We start from the raw sequence: 18,910 nt of genomic DNA on the forward strand, positions 1-18,910 counted from the left end.
TTAGCTTTCGTGCACAGAAATGATTTTCCGGACTTCAACACTATTGCCTTCACCATGCAGGATCGGGCAGGCTTGTGCCATTTCAACGGCCTCATCGAGGCTGGCTGCTTTAATGATGATGAAGCCCGCAACCGATTCTTTGATTTCGACAAACGGCCCGTCTGTCATCACATTGTTTGGTTTAAGCACCTTCCCTTCGACAGCTAAGCCCTTTCCGCCGCTGAATTTGTTCTGGGCCGCAATGCCGCCAACCCAGTCATGATATTGCTTCATAAAGCCTTCCATTTGTTCGGGCGAGGGCTGGGCTTCCTTGGTCAGCAAATCCAACCGCATAATTACAATGTACTCTTCCATATTGTTCTCAATTTATGGTTAATGATAAATAATTTACATCCCCATTACAAATGAGTATGGACGAATAGGACATTGCTGCAAGTATTTCTTTTCAATTATTTACCAAACAAAAAAGGGATGTGACAGCGAGCCACATCCCTTTTTCTCAAAACATTTAATTACTAGCGAACCTTGAAGAACCGCATGTTCATTTCCTGATTGCCATAGTAGACTTTTAGGAAATAATGACCTTCATTCAAGCCCGTTACATTCAGTGGTAAAGTATTTTTTCCTTCAACCACATCCTGCTCAGCCGAATTCAGTTTGATGCCGCTGATGTTGTAAGTTTCAACTCTTCCTTTTCCGGCAGATTTTGAAATAAACTCAACATTAACAACGTCTCTAACCGGGTTAGGCGATACAAATGCTCCTGTAATAGCTTCATAACGAACTGTAACAATGCGACTGGAAAGGAATTTACCATCCTGGTCGACCATTTTCAGCTGGTAATAGTTGTTGCCGTAAACCGGTGATTTATCAACGAATTTGTATTCTCCAACACGCTTGTCAGACAATGGCAACTCGCCGATCACATTCGGAACCTTCACCTGGCTATCGTAACGGATCACTTCAAAACCTTTACCATTCTGCTCGTCAGTCACATTCCATGAAAGCTCAACGCCTTCTTCCGCTGGTGCAGCAGCAAACCTGGCGATGTAGATCGGAAGCACTGCATCAATTTTAAATGCCATCGTCTGAACACTTGATTTGCAAGAACCGCCTTCAATTTGAAGCGTGTAGTCACCTCTTTCAAGCGCAGCGTAGCTGATCTGCGGACGGTCACTGGTCAAATTAACCCGTGCAGAACGCATTACCGTATTTCCTTGCATGATCTTCCAGTCGATGCTGGCAACATTGTTACCATGGAAGTTAAATATCAGGCCAGTCTCAGTTTGGTTGTAGACAGATTTCAAAATTGGTCCGTACTCGCATGGAAGGCGGTTATCAACCGTAGTTACATTAAATGTGCTTGAACTAACCGTTGATACGCAATTGCCACCTTGAATTTCAAGTGAGTAAGAGCCTGCATTAAGCGCTGCAAAGGTGATCGCAGCAGAGTTGCTGGAAAGATTTCCAGTTGTTCCGTTTGCCACTATCGCTCCGCCTTGTCTGATCCGCCATGTGACAGATGAAACGCCTACACCATTAAAGTTAACAGTCAAACCGGTAGCTGAGACATTAGCAATGCCTGAGATTGTCGGGCCGCTTGCGCAATTTGTCGAGCCGATGGAGAATGTTTTCGAGCTAACAGTCGAGATACAGTCACCACCTTCAATTTCCAAAGTATAAGTTCCGCCGCCCAGTGCTGCAAAAGAGATGTCAACCAGAGAGGAAGTCAAACCAGGAGTCTTACCGTTACGAACTACATCCGCACCGGATTTGATTCTCCAGGTAATGTTAGGAACGCCGTTACCGTCAAATTGGAAACGCAGGCCGGATGCCGAAATGTTGCTGATCGTGCCCAATGTCGGACCGCCTGGGCAAGTTCCTGCATTGATAGTGAAGTTTGAAGAACTTACCGTAGATACGCAGTCACCACCTTGGATTTCGAGTGAATAAGTGCCTGCACCCAGCGTAGCAAATGTTAACGCCGCAGAGTTTGAGGTTAAGTTACCTGTTTTACCATTTCTGATCACATTACCGCTTTGCTTCACGCGCCAAGTGATATTTGGAACACCCACACCATTGAAATCAACAGTCAGGCCAGATGCCGAAACATTTCTAAGACCTGAAATTGCCGGGCCGCTTGCGCAGTTTGGTGTTGCAACCGTAAAGTTTGAAGTGCTAACCGTAGATGTACAGTTGCCGCCTTCAATTTCCAGAGAGTAGTTACCCGCTGCAAGGCTTGCGAATGTGATAGCTGCTGAATTAGAGCTCAAAGTGCCCGTTTTTCCGCTTGCTACTACATTTCCGCTTAGCTTCACGCGCCATGTTACTGTAGAAACGCCCACGCCGTTGAAATTGAATGTCAAACCAGTAGCAGAAACATTTGTGATGCCGGAGATCGATGGTCCGCTTGCGCAGTTAGTCGAGCCAATGGAGAATGTTTTCGAGCTGACAGTTGATACACAGTCACCACCTTCAATTTCCAATGTATAAGTTCCACCGCCAAGTGTCGCGAATGAGATGTCAACGAGTGAGGAAGTCAAGCCAGGAGTCTTACCATTGCGAACTACATCCGCACCGGATTTGATTCTCCATGTAATGTTAGGAACACCGTTACCGTCAAATTGGAAACGCAGACCAGATACCGAAATGTTACTGATCGTGCCCAATGTAGGACCGCCAGGGCAAGTTCCCGCGTTAATCGTAAAGTTCGAAGTGCTTACCGAAGATACGCAGTCACCACCTTCAATTTCCAGAGAATAAGTGCCTGCACCCAATGTGGCAAACGATAATGCAGCGGAATTTGAGGTTAAATTACCTGTTTTACCATTTCTGATAATATTTCCGCTTTGCTTCACGCGCCATGTGATATTTGAAACGCCCACGGCATTAAAATCAACAGTCAAGCCAGATGCCGAAACGTTCCTGAGACCCGAAATTGCCGGGCCGCTTGCGCAGTTTGGTGTAGCAATCGTAAAGTTAGAAGCACTTACCGTAGAAGTACAGTTACCACCTTCAATTTCCAGAGAGTAATTACCCGCTGCAAGGCTTGCGAATGTGATAGCTGCTGAATTGGAGCTTAAACTTCCGGTTCTTCCGTTAGCCACAGTGTTGCCATTTAGCTTCACGCGCCATGTTACTGTAGAAACGCCTACACCGTTGAAATTGAATGTTAAACCAGTAGCAGAAACACCCGTAATGCCGGAGATCGATGGTCCGCTTGCGCAGTTTGTCGAACCTACTGAGAACGTTTTAGAACTTACTGTTGAGATACAGTCACCACCTTCAATTTCCAATGTATAAGTTCCACCGGTAAGTGTTGCAAATGAAATGTCAACCAGTGAAGAAGTCAAGCCAGGCGTTTTGCCATTGCGAACTACATCTGCACCGGATTTGATTCTCCAGGTAATGTTAGGAACGCCGTTACCGTCAAATTGGAAACGCAGACCAGATGCCGAAATGTTGCTGATCGTGCCCAATGTAGGACCGCCAGGGCAAGTGCCTGGGTTAATCGTAAAGTTTGAAGTGCTTACCGAAGATACGCAGTCACCACCTTCAATTTCAAGAGAATAAGTGCCTGCACCTAATGTTGCAAATGACAACGCAGCAGAATTTGAGGTTAAATTACCTGTTTTTCCATTTCTGATAATGTTTCCGCTTTGCTTAACACGCCATGTGATATTCGGAACACCCACAGCATTAAAATCAACAGTCAGGCCAGATGCCGAAACATTCCTAAGCCCGGAAATTGCGGGGCCGCTTGCGCAGTTTGGTGTTGACACCGTGAAGTTAGATGAACTAACAGCAGAAGTACAGTTGCCACCTTCAATCTCCAATGTGTAACCACCAGCTCCAAGGCTTCCGAATGTGATAGCCGCTGAATTGGAGCTCAAAGTGCCCGTTTTTCCGCTTGCCACCGTGTTGCCATTTTGTTTCACGCGCCATGTTACTGTAGAAACGCCTACACCGTTGAAATTGAATGTCAAGCCAGTAGCTGAGACACTCGTAATGCCAGAGATCGATGGGCCGCTTGCGCAGTTCGTCGAGCCGATGGAGAACGTTTTAGAACTTACTGTTGAGATACAGTCGCCGCCTTCAATTTCCAAAGTATAATTTCCGCCGCCGAGTGTTGCAAATGAGATGTCAACCAATGAAGAAGTCAAGCCAGGAGTCTTACCGTTACGAACTACATCCGCACCGGATTTGATTCTCCAAGTAATGTTAGGAACGCCGTTACCGTCAAATTGGAAACGCAGACCTGATGCCGAAATGTTGCTGATCGTGCCCAATGTAGGACCGCCAGGGCAGCTTCCGGGAACGACAGTGAAATTAGAAGTACTAACAGAAGAAAGGCAATCACCACCCTCGATTTCAATCGAGTAAGTGCCTGCACCCAGACTGTTAAAGGAGATCGATGCCGAGTTTGTGCTTAGGTTACCTGTTTTTCCGTTTCTAACAACATTACCGCTTTGTTTCACGCGCCATGTCAGGTTAGGAACACCTGAACCGTTGAAATCAACAGTAAGGCCGGTAGGGGAGACGTTTCTGACATTTGAAATAGATGGTCCGCTTGGGCAATTAGCCTGGTTTATCGTAAATGCCTGCGAGCTAACTGATGATGCGCAATCACCACCTTCAATTTCCAAAGTATAATTTCCGGCTGCCATTGAGCCGAATGAAATATCAACATTTGTAGAAGACAAATTTCCTGTTTTACCAGATCTCAGAACATTGTTCCCGGATTTTATTCTCCAGTCGATGTTAGGAATGCCGTTGCCAGAGTACGAAAAGCGTAAAGCAGTTTGCGAAATATTGGTGATCGTTCCCAAAGTAGGACCGCCAGGACAGTTAGGCTCAGGGTTTACTACCGAGTCAGGGTTTTTAGGAAGTTCGTTCCAGAAGCAGCTGAGGACCTCGTTATAGTTCAATGAAAATCCCATATTCGGGTTCATAAAACTTCCGTTTTCACCTTCGAGCGTCTGACGGATCAAACCCATTGAGATTGCATCCCTGCTGTATCCGTTCGTTTCACGGTGAAAGTTCACACGAAGCAAACCATCCTTGATGATTGCATATTGAAATGTTCTTACACCATCACCACCCTTATACGTTCCGAGCATTAAGCCATCTGTGATAGGCTTATTGTTACAAGGAATCATATTTCCCTGCTGCGTGCCCAGATAGGTGTTACCCATTGTACTCGGGTCGATGGAGTTGATACAAGTATTAACAACCCGGTTTCCCTCCGTGTTGTTAGGGAACTTGTTGTTGTCCATGTGAAGCAGAATGGCCGTATTCTCAAAAGCCTCATTCTTACGGTTTGGATCCGGGTTACCGTCCCATCTGATGTAAATCCTGTTTTGGTGGATAATCGTGTAAACCGGCTTTCCACCCACGTTTCCAAGGAATTCGTCGTGCGTCCACTTTAAAGGTTCATTGGTCCCGGGTTTGATCCCACAATAAACCTGCGATGCTACAGCCAATTGATTTTTCCGTAACGCATCATCCGAGGTTGCCGCCATGAGGCCGAGCAACCCGCTCGCGAAAATTAACTTCTGTAAAAGTTTCATCAATGTTTAAAAAGTAAATGTTTGAAGAATTAAATGAATGGGTTAGTTAAAAAAAGCATAAGAAAAGACTCCGGGAAAGGGAGTTTTGGCGTTTTCAGTTGAAGGGACGAACCCAATATTGAAAATCTTATGGTAGGAGAGTGCAACTAGTTGAAAAAGAGTAGTTAATGACTTTTGGAAATAATTGATATAACGAATAGAATACGTTTGTAGAAGTATAATCTGTCGAAATGTAGTAATTATTTTGTTAGTAGCAAGAGGGAAAATTAAAATATTAAGAAGATATAATAATCGTAAAATAAAAAGTTCCACTTCAACTACGTATTATTTTCGCCCATAATCTGCGCTGGCAGGCCGGGAGGCTATTTTTCCTGTTATTACAAATTCACAACAGCTCCGAAAAAAATTTTACGCTGTCATTTGTCTTGTTAACAGACCGTTAGTTCCTCTCGAAATCTGTGTAGCACAAAAACTTTTGTCTGTAATTTGGAAGGATATTTTAAAAGTGTACCTTTGCACCACGATTGAGGAACGGGACACGAGGAAAGAAGCTGAGGTTTAGCAGCAAAACATAACCAACCGATTCCGTAGCTCAGCTGGTAGAGCAATACACTTTTAATGTATGGGTCCTGGGTTCGAATCCCAGCGGGATCACAAAGGCGCCTCAAAGGGCGCTATTTTTGTTTAATTGCAATCTCATAGCTCAGTTGGAAGAGCAATACACCGGAACGCCGGCCGCTTTTAATGTATGGGTCTTGGCGGTGCCGCGATCGGCTTTGAATCCCAGCGGGATCACTTGAAGAAATAACAAAAAGCATCAAAAGCCTGTAAATCAAAAGATTAGCAGGCTTTTTTCTTTCCGCATTACCCCAAAATATTCAATTTTCTACAAATTTTTGATGCGTAATTCGGTGAGTTCGAGGATCTGCAAACTTCCCTGCAACAATAGGGCGCGCGAACCTAGCCACAATCCCAACAACCCGCTTTTTGGCTAAACCAAAAGCAGATATGGCTAAATGAGGGCGAATGGCGCCAGCGATCTTTGCATAAACAAAAAGGATCAGTTATGCGTGTATTTGTTACGGGAGCCACGGGCTTCATTGGCACAGCCATTGTGCGGGAATTAATTGGAGCGGGCCATCAGGTGTTGGGACTGGCCCGTTCGGAGGCTTCGTCTCAAAAGCTTATCAATGCAGGTGCGGAAGTTCACCGGGGCGATCTGGAAGATCTTGATAGCCTTCGCAGCGGTGCGGCACATGCCGACGGCGTAATTCATGCCGGTTTCATCCATGACTTTACCCGGCTTGCGGAAGTTTGTCGGGCAGATAGTGTGGCGATTGAAACGATCGGTAACATATTGGCGGGTTCCGACAGGCCTTTTATTGTAACGTCCGGTTCCGCATTGGTAAGTCCGGGAAGGATAGCCACCGAAGATATCATTGCGCCGGTCAATCCGGCCTGGCCGCGGGCGTCCGAACAAGCGGCAGATGCCGTAGCGACATTGGGAGTTAACGCTGCAGTTATCCGCTTGTCGCCATCGGTACATGGCGAAGATGATAATCATGGTTTTGTTTCCATTTTGCTCAATATAGCGCGTGAAAAAGGAGTCTCTGCTTATGTTGGCGACGGGCAGAACCGATGGAATGCAGTTCACCGCTTTGATGCGGCTGCACTATACAGACTCGCTTTGGAGCATGGCACATCAGATGCTGCTGCCCGGTTTCATGGTGTTGCGGAAGAGGCGATTCCAGTTAAAAGCATAGCGGAAGCGATTGGCAGACAGCTGAATATGCCCGTCGTGTCGGTTGCCCATGAAGCAGCGGCCGAACATTTTGGCTGGTTCGCTCATATGGCGGCTATCGATTGCCCGACATCAAGCAAGCGCACGCAGGAGCAATTGAACTGGCATCCGACGCATTCAAGCTTGCTTGCTGCTATTGAAAGCGGAATTTATACTAAAAACTAAGTGACAGGCGGTTTGCAACCTAAATAATCTCGAACTTTATCAGTGCTATGAACAGTAAACAGCTTTTTCATTTTCGTACGATTACCGAATACCACCGCGCCGCGGGCCTGCCCAAGCCGACTCACCCGCTGATCAGCCTGGTGCACATGGAGGATTTGAACAAGCCGATGGCCGAAGATGCATTCAGTATGATCTATGATTTTTATTCTATAGCCATGAAAAGGGTGACAAATACTAAGTTCAAATACGGCCAGCAGGTTCAGGATTTTGATGAGGGTGTGCTTTTCTTTATGTCGCCAGGCCAGGTTTTTGCGGTGGAAATTGAGAGAGGAAGTGGGAGCCATAAGCGTGAAGGATGGATGATCCTGATCCACCCGGACTTTTTATGGAACACCCCCCTGGCCAAAACCATCAAGCAATACGAGTTTTTCAATTACTCAGTTTACGAAGCACTGTTTTTATCAGACAAGGAAGAAACGATGCTCAACGCCATCGCTCAGAGCATACAACAAGAGTATCAGGGCAATATTGACCGGTTCAGTCAAAGTGTGATCATTGCGCAGCTGGAATTGTTGCTGACCTATTCGGAAAGGGTTCTACCAGCGCCAGTTCATCACGCGAAAGGTTACCAGCCACGAGATCTTGTCCAAGCTCGAAGACTTGCTTACCGATTATTTCACCAGCGGTGCGCTTGTTGAGAAAGGCCTGCCAAGCGTTACGTATATTGCTGAAAACCTCAACATTTCACCAGGTTACCTGAGCAGTCTGCTGAAATCGCTGACCGGCCAGAATACGCAACAGCACCTTCATAACAAACTAATCGCACTGGCGAAGCAGAAGCTTTCTACTACTAACCTGTCTGTTAGTGAGATCGCTTACGAGTTGGGGTTTGAACATCTGCAATCCTTCAGTAAACTCTTCAAGACAAAAACCAATTTTTCTCCAATGGAATTCCGGCAGTCCTTTAACTGAGACGTTATCAGGAATTGCATGTGGGTGACGAGTATCCTTCGTCTATAATGTCCAAAGGAAGCCGCTGGCAGACAGGGTTTTTTTGTCGCGATTTGCCCTTTTATTTGTCGTGATTAGCCCTTCGTGGTCATACATGGATGGGTAAATTTGTAGGATAAACAAATGACAAAACCATCATGCTTTCAGAACCTACCATTCAGCGCCGCGGTGAGCTGCATTACCTGGCCATCGCAGAAACCATTCACATGCAGCAAATCCCGGATGTGCTGCCGCCATTGATTCCTGCAGTTATGCAATACATGGAGGATCGCGGCATTAAAGCTGCTGGACCGGATTTCTTCCTATATAAATCAATGGACCAATCCGGCGAGATGGATTGTGAGGCTGGTTTTCCTATAAACGAGGCTGCTGAAGGCGATGGTTACATTCGTGCCGGTGTTTTTCCAGCAGGAAATTATGCAAGCATCATTTATACGGGAGACTTTAAAGATATGATGCAAGCGCATGTCGCGCTGGAGAATTACATTAAGGAGCAGGGACTTGTCGAAAAGTCGGCCACGGAGAACGGCAGAACGGAATGGGGTGGACGTACGGAATTTTATCTGGTCGATCCGGAGTTGGAACCAAACCCGGAAAAATGGCAGACGGAAATTGTTTTCCTGCTCGAAGACTAAACCAAGGAATAGATTTTTCCTATTAATTTATAGAATTAATCGATTGTGATTATCCTTTCCAAAAGCATAACTTGCCAACCACAAGTTAAGATGCATGAGCTTTTCAACTATAACCTCATAAAATGGATAAGGATTTAAATAACATTGACAAATGCCCGTTTCTGAACGGCTCTATGGACAGTCATGCTGCCGGCGGTGGCACCAGAAACCGCGACTGGTGGCCTAACCAATTGAAGCTGAACATTCTGCGCCAGCATTCATCCAAAACTAACCCGCTCGAAGCGGACTTTGACTATGCAGAAGCATTTAAAAGTCTTGACCTGCAAGCTGTAAAGGCGGACCTGACAGCGCTTATGACGGATTCCCAGGACTGGTGGCCAGCGGATTTCGGACATTACGGGCCGCTTTTCATCCGGATGGCCTGGCACAGTGCAGGAACTTACCGGGTGTTCGATGGCCGCGGTGGCGGTGGTTCGGGACAGCAACGTTTTGCGCCGCTGAACAGCTGGCCGGACAATGTCAGTCTCGACAAAGCGCGTCGTTTGCTTTGGCCTATCAAACAAAAATACGGACAAAAGCTTTCCTGGGCGGATTTGCTGATCCTTACGGGTAATGTTGCCCTGGAATCCATGGGCTTCAAAACATTTGGCTTTGCAGGCGGTCGTGCAGACGTTTGGGAGCCCGATGAAGACGTTTACTGGGGAGCGGAAACCACCTGGCTGGGCAATGATCACCGTTATGCAAAAGGTGTAGCAGGCGTTGCCGGACATGGCGTTGTATCATCAGACGAAAACCCAGGAGAGGGCATCCACTCGCGGACGCTCGAAAAACCGCTTGGCGCTGCGCATATGGGCCTTATTTATGTAAACCCGGAAGGGCCGGATGGAAATCCTGACCCTGTTGCAGCAGCAAAAGATATTCGCGACACATTTGGCCGCATGGCAATGAACGACGAGGAAACGGTTGCACTGATTGCGGGTGGACACAGTTTTGGTAAAACCCACGGCGCGGCTCCTTCGGATCACGTAGGTAACGAGCCTGAGGCGGCCGATGTAGATGCACAGGGATTGGGATGGAGCAACAGCTTCCGTTCGGGCCGTGGCGCGGATACGATTACCAGCGGATTGGAAGTAACCTGGACAACCACACCGACGCAGTGGAGCAACAATTTCTTCGAAAACCTGTTTGCATTCGAATGGGAATTAACAAAAAGCCCCGGAGGCGCGCACCAGTGGGTTGCCAAAAATGCAGGCGACATTATTCCGGATGCATACGACAGCAGTAAGAAGCACGCTCCGACCATGCTGACCACTGACCTGGCATTAAGGCTGGACCCAGAGTACGAAAAAATATCAAGACATTTCCTGGAAAATCCGGACGCATTTGCAGATGCATTCGCCCGTGCGTGGTTCAAGCTTACGCACCGTGATATGGGTCCGCGTGCGCGTTACCTGGGACCGGAAGTGCCGGAAGAAGTGCTGATCTGGCAAGATCCTATTCCCGCGGTTGACCATACGTTGGTTGATGCCGGCGACATTTCCGCTTTGAAATCGAATATCCTTGCATCAGGTCTCACTGTTTCTGAACTTGTTTCCACAGCCTGGGCTTCGGCTTCTACATTCCGCGGTTCGGACAAGCGCGGCGGTGCCAATGGTGCACGCGTTCGCTTGGCTCCCCAAAAAGACTGGAGAGTGAACAATCCGGTGCAATTGCAGAAAGTGCTGAGCGTTTTGGGAAGCATTCAAGGCGAGTTTAACAGCACGCAGACGGGCGGCAAGAAAGTGTCCCTGGCCGACCTGATCGTTCTGGCCGGATCCGCAGCTGTGGAAAAGGCGGCTCAGGAAGCAGGTCATGCCGTAACTGTTCCTTTCACGCCCGGCCGCATGGATGCTTCTCAGGAGCAAACAGACATTGAATCAGTAAGCTATCTTGAACCTGCTGCGGATGGTTTTCGTAACTACCGGGGCACAACTTATGCGGTTTCAACGGAAGAGTTGCTGATCGACAAAGCACAATTGCTGACATTAACAGCACCGGAGCTGACGGTTCTGGTGGGTGGATTGCGCGCACTGAGCATCAACTTCGACGGTTCCAAAAATGGTGTGTTTACAGAACGTCCGGGTAAGTTGACCAACGACTTTTTTGTCAACCTCTTGGATATGAACACTTCCTGGAAAGCCATGGGTGAGGACAAGGAAGTGTATCTCGGAAGCGATCGCTCCACAGGGCAGCCTAAATGGACGGCAACCCGCGCGGATCTTGTTTTCGGTTCCAATTCTGAGTTAAGGGCTGTTGCAGAAGTATATGCAAGCGCCGATGCAGGTGGCAAATTCGCAAAGGATTTTGTGGCGGCATGGACAAAAGTGATGAATCTGGACAGATTTGATCTGACCAAATAAGCCAGTTTGTTATCCAGGTTGCTTTTTATAAAGAAAGGATCGTACCGGTTAGCCGGGGCGATCCTTTTTGTTATTTTATATTTTGTAAATTAAATTGGCAATTCCACAAAAAACGTAGTTCCCCGCTCTTCCCCGGATTCGAACCAGATCCGGCCATCATGCGCTTCCACAATTTGTTTGCATATAGAAAGACCGATTCCATACGATTGCTCACCAGCCGACCCGGATCTGTTAGCACTGCCCAAAGGCAAAATACGTCGTCTTTCACGCTTTCCGGTATGCCTATCCCATTGTCTTCGATTGTTAACAGGACCTTATCATCCTGTTTTTTAAGATTAATACTGATGGTCCCGCCTTTCTGTGAGAATTTGATGGCATTACTAAGGAGGTTGCAGAATACGCGCCAGATCTTCTCCCTGTCAACCGGCACCATAACCTGCCATAAAGATAATCCAGCCGTTGCTGTTTTTCAATGGCTTTGTGGCTGAGCATATCAATACAGGACTGAACGATCTCCTGCAATGCAACCTCACTTTTTGCAACCCGTTTGCGATCAGAGCTGGATTGCAGAATCTGACTAATCAGTGTATTGGCCTTTCCGGCCGATTGTTGAATGCTTGTGATGAGTTCTGTTTGTTCTTCTGTTGGCGTTTCGTCCCAAAACACAAGGTGAGAAGCGGAAGTAATGGCCGCGATCGGGTTACGCAAATCATTCGCAACGATCTTTAAAACGTGCTCGTTCTCAATTTCAGCTTGTTCCAGCGCATTTACGGTATCTTGCAATACAATGTTGCTTTGCGCGATTACTTTGTTCAAATCAGTAACAGCGCGCAAATTGTTCAAGCTTTTCCGGGCAATGCGCCATATCAGGTAAGCGATCGCTGCCAGGGTGACGGACAGCAAAATGCTGAATATGAGCAGCAAAGCCTTGCGCGTATCCCGTTCCTCGACGAGCTCTTCTTCGTGTTGATTCTGGATTTGTTGCAGCAGCTGCCCAACATCGCTTCTGTTCTCTACATTCTTTTTCAGTTTCATCACCCGGTCGGCTTTCATACCGGCGATGAGCATTGTTTCCGCATCTTCAAACTTTCCCTGTCCAAACAAAATAGAGGCTGCCATTTTTTGATAAAGAATCACAGTAGCAGGATTATTCAATGCGCCCGGCAACTTTTTCAGTAATGCAAGCTTCTCTGCAGCTTTGTCAAACTCTTTGGTCTCAATATATATTCTGGTAAGCAACTGCCGCGATTCCTGTTCCACTTCTAATGACCAGTCAATTTCCGGGTCATGGATCAGGCAGCTTTTGATGAGATTTTCAGCATTTGGCTTGTTATAGTTTTCTTCTTTGAAGGATATGCTGGCGATCCGGCTGCTATATCGGGCACATTCGTTAATGTTGAATCCCTGTGGCTGAGGACTTTCATGAATTTGTAGTAGCGCATGCGGTCACTTAACGTTTGATCGTCAATCGTGGCCATTAGCGAGTCAAATGTCAGGATGCATTTCTTTATCCCAATTTTGCGCGATCGCGGTCCAGGCTGTCAATCCACGCGTCCATTTCTTGTTCATGATCCCTTTTTGTTGATGTTTCGCAGCCTGTAAAACCAAGAATTAGCAGAAGCCCGGCAAGAATAATGTTTTATTTGTTCAAAAAAGTAAGTTGATAGAAGTAATCCATCATTAATAGAGTGATAGTTTGAGCGATGGAAGTAACAACAAAGCAGGCTTAAAAAAAATTTACTGAAAAATTTGCGTAGCTAAATGACTACATTTAAATTCGTAGCCAAATAACTACGCAATGAATTTAAGACGAGATGTTTTCCAGGCCATAGCAGATCCGACGAGAAGGGCCATCCTTCTTTTAGTTGCGACGCAGACCATGACAGCTGGCGCCATTGCTGCCAATTTCGATACGGCCAGACCTACGGTTTCTAAACATTTGGCAATTCTTACCGAATGTGAGTTGCTCGAACAGCACCAGAACGGGCGGGAGATTTACTATCACATTAATGCAAAGAAAATGAAAGAAGTGGCCGATTTCATCGAACCATTCCGCGATATGTGGGACGACCGGTTTAACAAGCTGGAGGCGATTATGAAAAATTATAAATCAAATAAATGATATGGAACGCAAAACCAAGGTTCACGCCGAAGATGGCAAGCAGGAAATTTTCATCACAAGGGAGTTTGATCTGCCGTTGGATTTACTTTTCAAAGCTTACACGGAGCCGGAGATCGTAGCGCAATGGATGGGAACAAAAGTGGTAAAAATGGAGAACAGGAAACATGGCGCCTACGAGTTCGAGACATCCGATGCGCAGGGCAATGTTGTATTCAGGGCCAATGGTGTGTTTCCGGAATATATTCCCAACCAAAAAATTACACGGACATTTGAAATGGAAAATACGCCGGGCTCTCCGTTCCAGTTTGCTGTTCAGCTCGAATTCCTGGAGTTTGAAAGGATCACAGATGAAACCAGCAAGCTGACCATGCATCTGGTCTATAAAACAGTAGCGCTGCGTGACCAAACCTTGAAAATGCCATTTGCACAAGGCATTAATATGGCGCACAACAGATTGCAGGAAGTTGTATATCATATAAAATAAGCATATCATGACAAAGAGAAACAAGATCATTTACTGGATTGCAACTGTATGGCTCTCACTAGGCATGGTATCCAGCGGTGCCGTGCAGATCATCAAACTCAAAGAGGAAGTGGACATGATGACGAATCTGGGTTATCCGCTTTATTTTCTGCCGATCATTGGTGTATGGAAAATGCTTGGTGTGGTTGTAGTGCTGCTTCCCAGGCTACCATTGGTCAAAGAATGGGCATACGCAGGCTTCTTCTTCACCATGTCCGGTGCTGTCTTTTCTCACATTGCGGCTGGCGACGGTGCCAAGGAGTTTTTCGGGCCAATATTATTAATTGTACTGACAGTTGTTTCGTGGTATTTCAGGCCAGAGTCGCGGAAGCTGCCGGCGATCAATTAACATCCTATTATCAGAAAAGTTATTTCCCCCAACCGAAATTAGAATATAAATTATCATCACTTTAATATTCAATATTCGTGTGCATCCGTGCATCCGTGGCATTAAAAACTACTATGAAAGATAAAAAACAGTTATCCGAGCAACAGACCAGCGAATTACTGGAAACATTAAAAGTCCGTTTTGAAAAGAATAAAAGCCGCCACGAAGGTTTAGACTGGAATAAAATCAAGGCTAAACTGAATGCCGATCCTGAAAAACTCTGGGTGCTGGACGAAATGGAAGTGACTGGCGGCGAGCCGGATGTAGTAGGTTATGATAAAAAATCGGACGAATTCATTTTCTTTGATTGTTCACCCGAAACCCCCAAAGAACGGAGAAGCCTGTGTTACGACCGGGCAGCCTGGGAGTCAAGAAAAGCCAACAAACCCGAAAACACCGCGATGGACATGGCTTCCGAAATGGGTGTAGAACTGCTAACGGAAGAAGAATATCAGCAGTTGCAGGCATTAGGCAAGTTCGATCTGAAAACATCCAGCTGGCTGAAAACGCCTGCCAATGTCAGAAAACTAGGAGGTGCAATCTTCGGTGACCGGCGTTTCGACCGCGTTTTTATTTACCATAACGGCGCCGATTCTTATTATGCAGCAAGAGGTTTCCGCGGTTCGCTCAGGGTTTAAAATATTTATCCGTGGCTATTCAAGCAGTTTTTCCTTAATAATAAATGCGGCAAGTTCCTGCGCGAAGCGTGTCGCACCAGCCTCGCTCAAATGACAGACATCGCAAAATAACGAAGAGTCAGCGGGCAGGCGCTTTTCCATATCCATGAGTGTGACGGAGTAAGTTTGGGCTAATTTCCTGAGTATCATATTGTGCCTGTCCACTCCTTTTCTAACATTTCCAGGACTTCCCCACATGGTGACAGGGGTTGCGAAGTTGCATTTGGCAAAGTGCTTCACATCGCTTGTATCGCCTTTAAGCGCATAGTTGGCGGGAAAATGAGAGGCATAACTCAGGAGAAGCAATTTTTCTCCCTTACTGCGCGCTTTTCCGATAATTCTGTTCAGGTTACGCTCATACGCCCTCCCGCTCTGGACCCGGGCTCCAAACTTTGCAAACGCCGGATCCACACCATATTGACTGAGGTAAATCTTATGGTTAACCCTATCATTCATATAATGTATCAACTTGTCACACAAATAGGGAATCACCGTCACATTGATCTCAGGATGGGCCAAAAGCAGGTAAATGTCATCATACCACTTAATGTGTGCGTAATCGTCTTTGAAATTTGCAGGCGGAATGTTGTTCGCGTGTGTGTCGTTAATGGCTTCGTAATAAATGACGAGATCAAACCTTTGTTTGTCCAGCAAATCGTACTTGATCCGATTATCCAGCGCGGTGTGGGCAGGAGCTGCAATGTTGTAAAATGCGAATTTTGCATGGCTTCCATATTTTTGTTTCAAAAGTGAGTCAAGCCTGGGTTCCAGATTAAGATATCCCGTGCTGATCACGGAACCGCCCAGAATCAGCACATCTTTGATTGCATCATCATTTCTGATCTTCATGGAGTTTAAAACATCCATATTCGTATAGAACTTTTTGTAGAGAAAATCAGAAGGCCTTAAAAAAGGATAGCCCAAAAACGCCAGAGCGGATCTCAAAACAAGCTCTGTGAAAATGAACAGGATCAGAAAGTAAACAATGTAAAAGGAAGCGCGCCTCATTGACCTAAGCATTAATGATGCCACAACAAGGAATTTAGGCTATCAAAAAGCAAAACGAATGTGTCACCGGCTGGTTTCAATTATTTAACGTATTACCCTAAAACGAACATCTTCCGTCCGAAAGCGTACAGTTTAGCATAGCAAAATATAGCATTGGAAGCTGAAAAGGGCACCCGCTGGCAATGGAACAAATGTTTTGCAAGCAAATAACGTCCTTGACCTAAACCGATCATATGTTACAGAACTACTTCAAAATTGCGGTAAGAAACATCTGGAAACACCGGCTTTTTTCCTTCATCAATATATTTGGCCTGGCTTCGGGCCTGATGGTTTGTTTCCTCGCCATTGCTCATATCAAAGGAGCTCTCGATTACGATCATTTTCATCCGAAGGGCGAGCGCATTTACCGGATTATCACAGATGTGGTCAGCAATGAAAACGATAAAACGGCCTTCGCTACAACACCATTGCCGCTGGCAGAAACGCTAAAAAAGGACTATGGTTTCGTAGAGAACGCCGCACGCGTGGTCAGGACTTATGCCGAAGTGCAAGGCAACGATAAGCGCCTTGATTTTCTCACTTTTGCTGTCGATGCATCGTTTTTTCAAATATTTGGCTATCTTGTTTCGAAAGGACAATTCCCAGCTGCGCCTGGTACGGCTGTAATCAGTCAGGCGACGGCGGAAAAGATTTTTGGCACACAGGATCCGGTCGGGCAGGTTCTGGAGCAGGAGGGGATCGCACCATCCGTTATTGCGGCCGTAGTTGCCGACACGGCTTTTCGCAGCCATCTCAAATTTGATATCCTGTTTGCGCTTCCAGCAGACAAAATGAGCCTTTTTGATGAAGGAAAAGGCTGGAATGATTTCGGCAAAAGCTACACTTATATCTTATTAAAAGAGGGCATTTCGGAAGGCCAGCTAGAAGAAACGCTGCCGTCGGTCGGCCAGCGGGGAAGTGCTAATCTGGCCCGCGGTGGTGTGAAATCCCTTGATTTTCGTGCACAACCACTCACCGATATTTCTCCGGCTATGGAGGAGTTAATGAACAGCACTTATGAGCCTCAGATCAGCGGACTGATGCTCGAAATGGCCGTCGGGCTGGTCACATTGCTGATGGCTGCATTCAACTACATTAACCTTACATTAGCCCGGTCCATGAGCCGCGCCCGTGAGGTTGGGATCCGGAAAACTTCTGGCGCGCTTCGCTGGCAGCTTTTGGGACAGTTCATGGCGGAATCGGTGATCCTTTCCTTGCTCGCGCTCATGCTTGCTTATATGATGCTCGAACTCGTGAAGCCGATGGCATTTGTACAGCAATGGCTGATCGGAGGCGTGGTCTGGGACTGGAAACTTTGGGCTGCCTTCATCACTTTCAGCATTGCAGCCGGGTTACTGGCAGGCATGATCCCTGCCAAAGTCCTTTCCAATTTCCAGCCTGCCGAAGTGCTGCGCAGCCGCAATGGCCTGAAAGTGATTCGTGGAATCTCACTTCGTAAGACATTGATCGTCGTGCAGTTCAGTATTTCTTTACTCGCGATGATCGCCCTCGTGACCATGATGCGACAGCAATATTACATGGCAACGGGCGACTACGGATTCCGGACAAAAAACGTTTTGAACATTCCGTTGAACAGCATTTCATACGAAAGGTTATCCAACGAAGTAAGCAAACTGGCCGGCGTGGAACACGTTTCGGGCATTTCTGAACCATTCGGCCATCACGGCGCCACGGATCGCATTCGAACAAAGCGCGGAGATGAGCAGACGATCCCGTCGTTTATCTGCGACGTGGCACCCGATTTTACCAAAACCCTGCAATTAACATTGGTTGCAGGACAGGATTTATCCAAAAAATCAGCGTCCGCCAGGCAAATACTGATCAATGAGGAAGCGGTCAAAAAGTTTAATCTTGTAGACAACAGATCGGCCGTTGGCAGATCAATCTGGCTGAATGACAGCACAGTTCAGATTGCCGGTGTGGTTAAAGATTTCCGGTTTACAAGCTTCAATTGGCAGATCCGGCCGCTGATCATTCGCCCGCAAATGTCCGGCTTGCGCTACATGCATGTGGCAGTGGCACCCGGTTCGAAGGAGAGGGTTTTGGAAGAAACAAAACGCATTTTTAAGCAACTGAAACCCTACGAACCTTTCGAGGGAAAATGGTTTGACGACTTCCTTTACGAGCGCCACGCGCACATGGACGACATCAGCTTCATGGCCTTACTGCTCGGCATTTCTTTCTCAATCGCCTGCCTCGGACTTCTCGGAATGGTTACCTATAACACCCAAACCCGCATTAAGGAGGTGGGCATCCGAAAAGTAATGGGCGCAGAAGTCGCACAGATCATCTGGCTTTTGTCCCGCGATTTTGTAAAACTACTCACCATTGCAGGCGCCATTGCATTGCCACTCGGATATCTGGCTGGGTACGCGTTTTTGTTCAACTTTGCCTACCATGTCAGCATTGGTTTCGAAACATTGGGCCTTTGCTTCGGCGTGCTTTTGCTGCTCGGCGGGCTGATCATCAGCACCAGAACTTATAAAGCCGCGACTGGCAATCCGGTGGAAGCGCTTGGTAATGAGTAAATGTTCACACGCTCAAATGGGTG

The 18,910-nt window shown here is 46.8% G+C and carries 14 protein-coding genes, 1 tRNA gene and 1 pseudogene; 11 read left to right on the forward strand and 5 right to left on the reverse strand.

What is annotated here, in order from left to right:
* A complete protein-coding gene (locus tag G395_RS0127680) occupies positions 1–354 on the reverse strand; it encodes a YciI family protein (protein WP_026632963.1) in 354 nt (117 codons plus the stop codon).
* A gap of 161 nt (positions 355–515) precedes the next feature.
* Positions 516–5,570 carry a T9SS type A sorting domain-containing protein gene (locus G395_RS0127685; RefSeq protein WP_026632964.1) on the reverse strand — a complete coding sequence of 1,685 codons (5,055 nt, stop codon included), beginning with the start codon at positions 5,568–5,570 and terminating at the stop codon, positions 516–518.
* Between the two features lie 581 nt (positions 5,571–6,151).
* Between G395_RS0127685 and G395_RS0127690 the strand changes: the two genes are divergently transcribed.
* From G395_RS0127690 to katG, 5 genes and pseudogenes are all read left to right on the forward strand, one after another.
* A tRNA-Lys gene (locus tag G395_RS0127690) sits at positions 6,152–6,224 on the forward strand.
* A 412-nt stretch (positions 6,225–6,636) separates the two neighbouring features.
* Complete coding sequence (locus G395_RS0127700; protein WP_026632965.1) at positions 6,637–7,536, forward strand: SDR family oxidoreductase; 900 nt, start codon at positions 6,637–6,639, stop codon at positions 7,534–7,536.
* A gap of 47 nt (positions 7,537–7,583) precedes the next feature.
* Positions 7,584–8,508: pseudogene (locus G395_RS30780) on the forward strand (helix-turn-helix domain-containing protein).
* Between the two features lie 176 nt (positions 8,509–8,684).
* On the forward strand, positions 8,685–9,182 hold the full coding sequence (locus G395_RS31465; protein WP_051350452.1) for a GyrI-like domain-containing protein: 498 nt from the start codon (positions 8,685–8,687) through the stop codon (positions 9,180–9,182).
* 122 nt (positions 9,183–9,304) lie between these two features.
* Positions 9,305–11,581 carry a catalase/peroxidase HPI gene (gene katG, locus G395_RS0127715; protein WP_026632966.1) on the forward strand — a complete coding sequence of 759 codons (2,277 nt, stop codon included), beginning with the start codon at positions 9,305–9,307 and terminating at the stop codon, positions 11,579–11,581.
* A 70-nt stretch (positions 11,582–11,651) separates the two neighbouring features.
* On the opposite strand, the gene G395_RS33265 is transcribed toward katG, so the two are convergent.
* Entirely contained in the window at positions 11,652–11,990 is a 339-nt protein-coding gene (locus G395_RS33265; protein WP_510185851.1) for a sensor histidine kinase, read from the reverse strand.
* Positions 11,885–12,841 (reverse strand): sensor histidine kinase, encoded by a 957-nt coding sequence (locus tag G395_RS33270; RefSeq protein WP_026632967.1) that lies wholly within the window; start codon positions 12,839–12,841, stop codon positions 11,885–11,887. The genes G395_RS33265 and G395_RS33270 overlap by 106 nt, the downstream gene beginning before the upstream one ends.
* A 27-nt stretch (positions 12,842–12,868) precedes the next feature.
* Here G395_RS33270 and G395_RS32355 point away from each other — a divergent pair, with 27 nt between their 5' ends.
* The 5 genes from G395_RS32355 to G395_RS0127750 all read left to right on the forward strand — a co-directional run bounded on the left by G395_RS32355 (position 12,869) and on the right by G395_RS0127750 (position 15,252).
* Complete coding sequence (locus G395_RS32355) at positions 12,869–13,015, forward strand: hypothetical protein (RefSeq protein ID WP_157486861.1); 147 nt, start codon at positions 12,869–12,871, stop codon at positions 13,013–13,015.
* 364 nt (positions 13,016–13,379) lie between these two features.
* Positions 13,380–13,703 carry an ArsR/SmtB family transcription factor gene (locus tag G395_RS0127735; RefSeq protein ID WP_026632968.1) on the forward strand — a complete coding sequence of 108 codons (324 nt, stop codon included), beginning with the start codon at positions 13,380–13,382 and terminating at the stop codon, positions 13,701–13,703.
* A 1-nt stretch (position 13,704) separates the two neighbouring features.
* Positions 13,705–14,187: an SRPBCC family protein gene (locus tag G395_RS0127740; RefSeq protein ID WP_026632969.1), complete on the forward strand. Its 483-nt coding sequence runs from the start codon at positions 13,705–13,707 to the stop codon at positions 14,185–14,187.
* Between the two features lie 7 nt (positions 14,188–14,194).
* Entirely contained in the window at positions 14,195–14,575 is a 381-nt protein-coding gene (locus tag G395_RS0127745; RefSeq protein WP_026632970.1) for a DoxX family protein, read from the forward strand.
* A gap of 113 nt (positions 14,576–14,688) precedes the next feature.
* A complete protein-coding gene (locus G395_RS0127750) occupies positions 14,689–15,252 on the forward strand; it encodes a DUF4256 domain-containing protein (protein ID WP_026632971.1) in 564 nt (187 codons plus the stop codon).
* 15 nt (positions 15,253–15,267) lie between these two features.
* Here the strand turns inward: G395_RS0127750 and G395_RS0127755 are convergent, their stop codons facing one another.
* The gene (locus tag G395_RS0127755; RefSeq protein ID WP_035362240.1) at positions 15,268–16,299 is read right to left on the reverse strand and encodes an SGNH/GDSL hydrolase family protein; all 1,032 of its coding nucleotides are present in this window, start codon (positions 16,297–16,299) and stop codon (positions 15,268–15,270) included.
* A 233-nt stretch (positions 16,300–16,532) separates the two neighbouring features.
* On the opposite strand from G395_RS0127755, the gene G395_RS0127760 reads away from it, so the two are divergent.
* Positions 16,533–18,887 carry an ABC transporter permease gene (locus G395_RS0127760; RefSeq protein WP_026632973.1) on the forward strand — a complete coding sequence of 785 codons (2,355 nt, stop codon included), beginning with the start codon at positions 16,533–16,535 and terminating at the stop codon, positions 18,885–18,887.
* Positions 18,888–18,910 lie beyond the last annotated feature (23 nt).

This window comes from Dyadobacter alkalitolerans DSM 23607 (assembly GCF_000428845.1).
GTDB classification, from domain to species: Bacteria; Bacteroidota; Bacteroidia; order Cytophagales; family Spirosomataceae; genus Dyadobacter; species Dyadobacter alkalitolerans.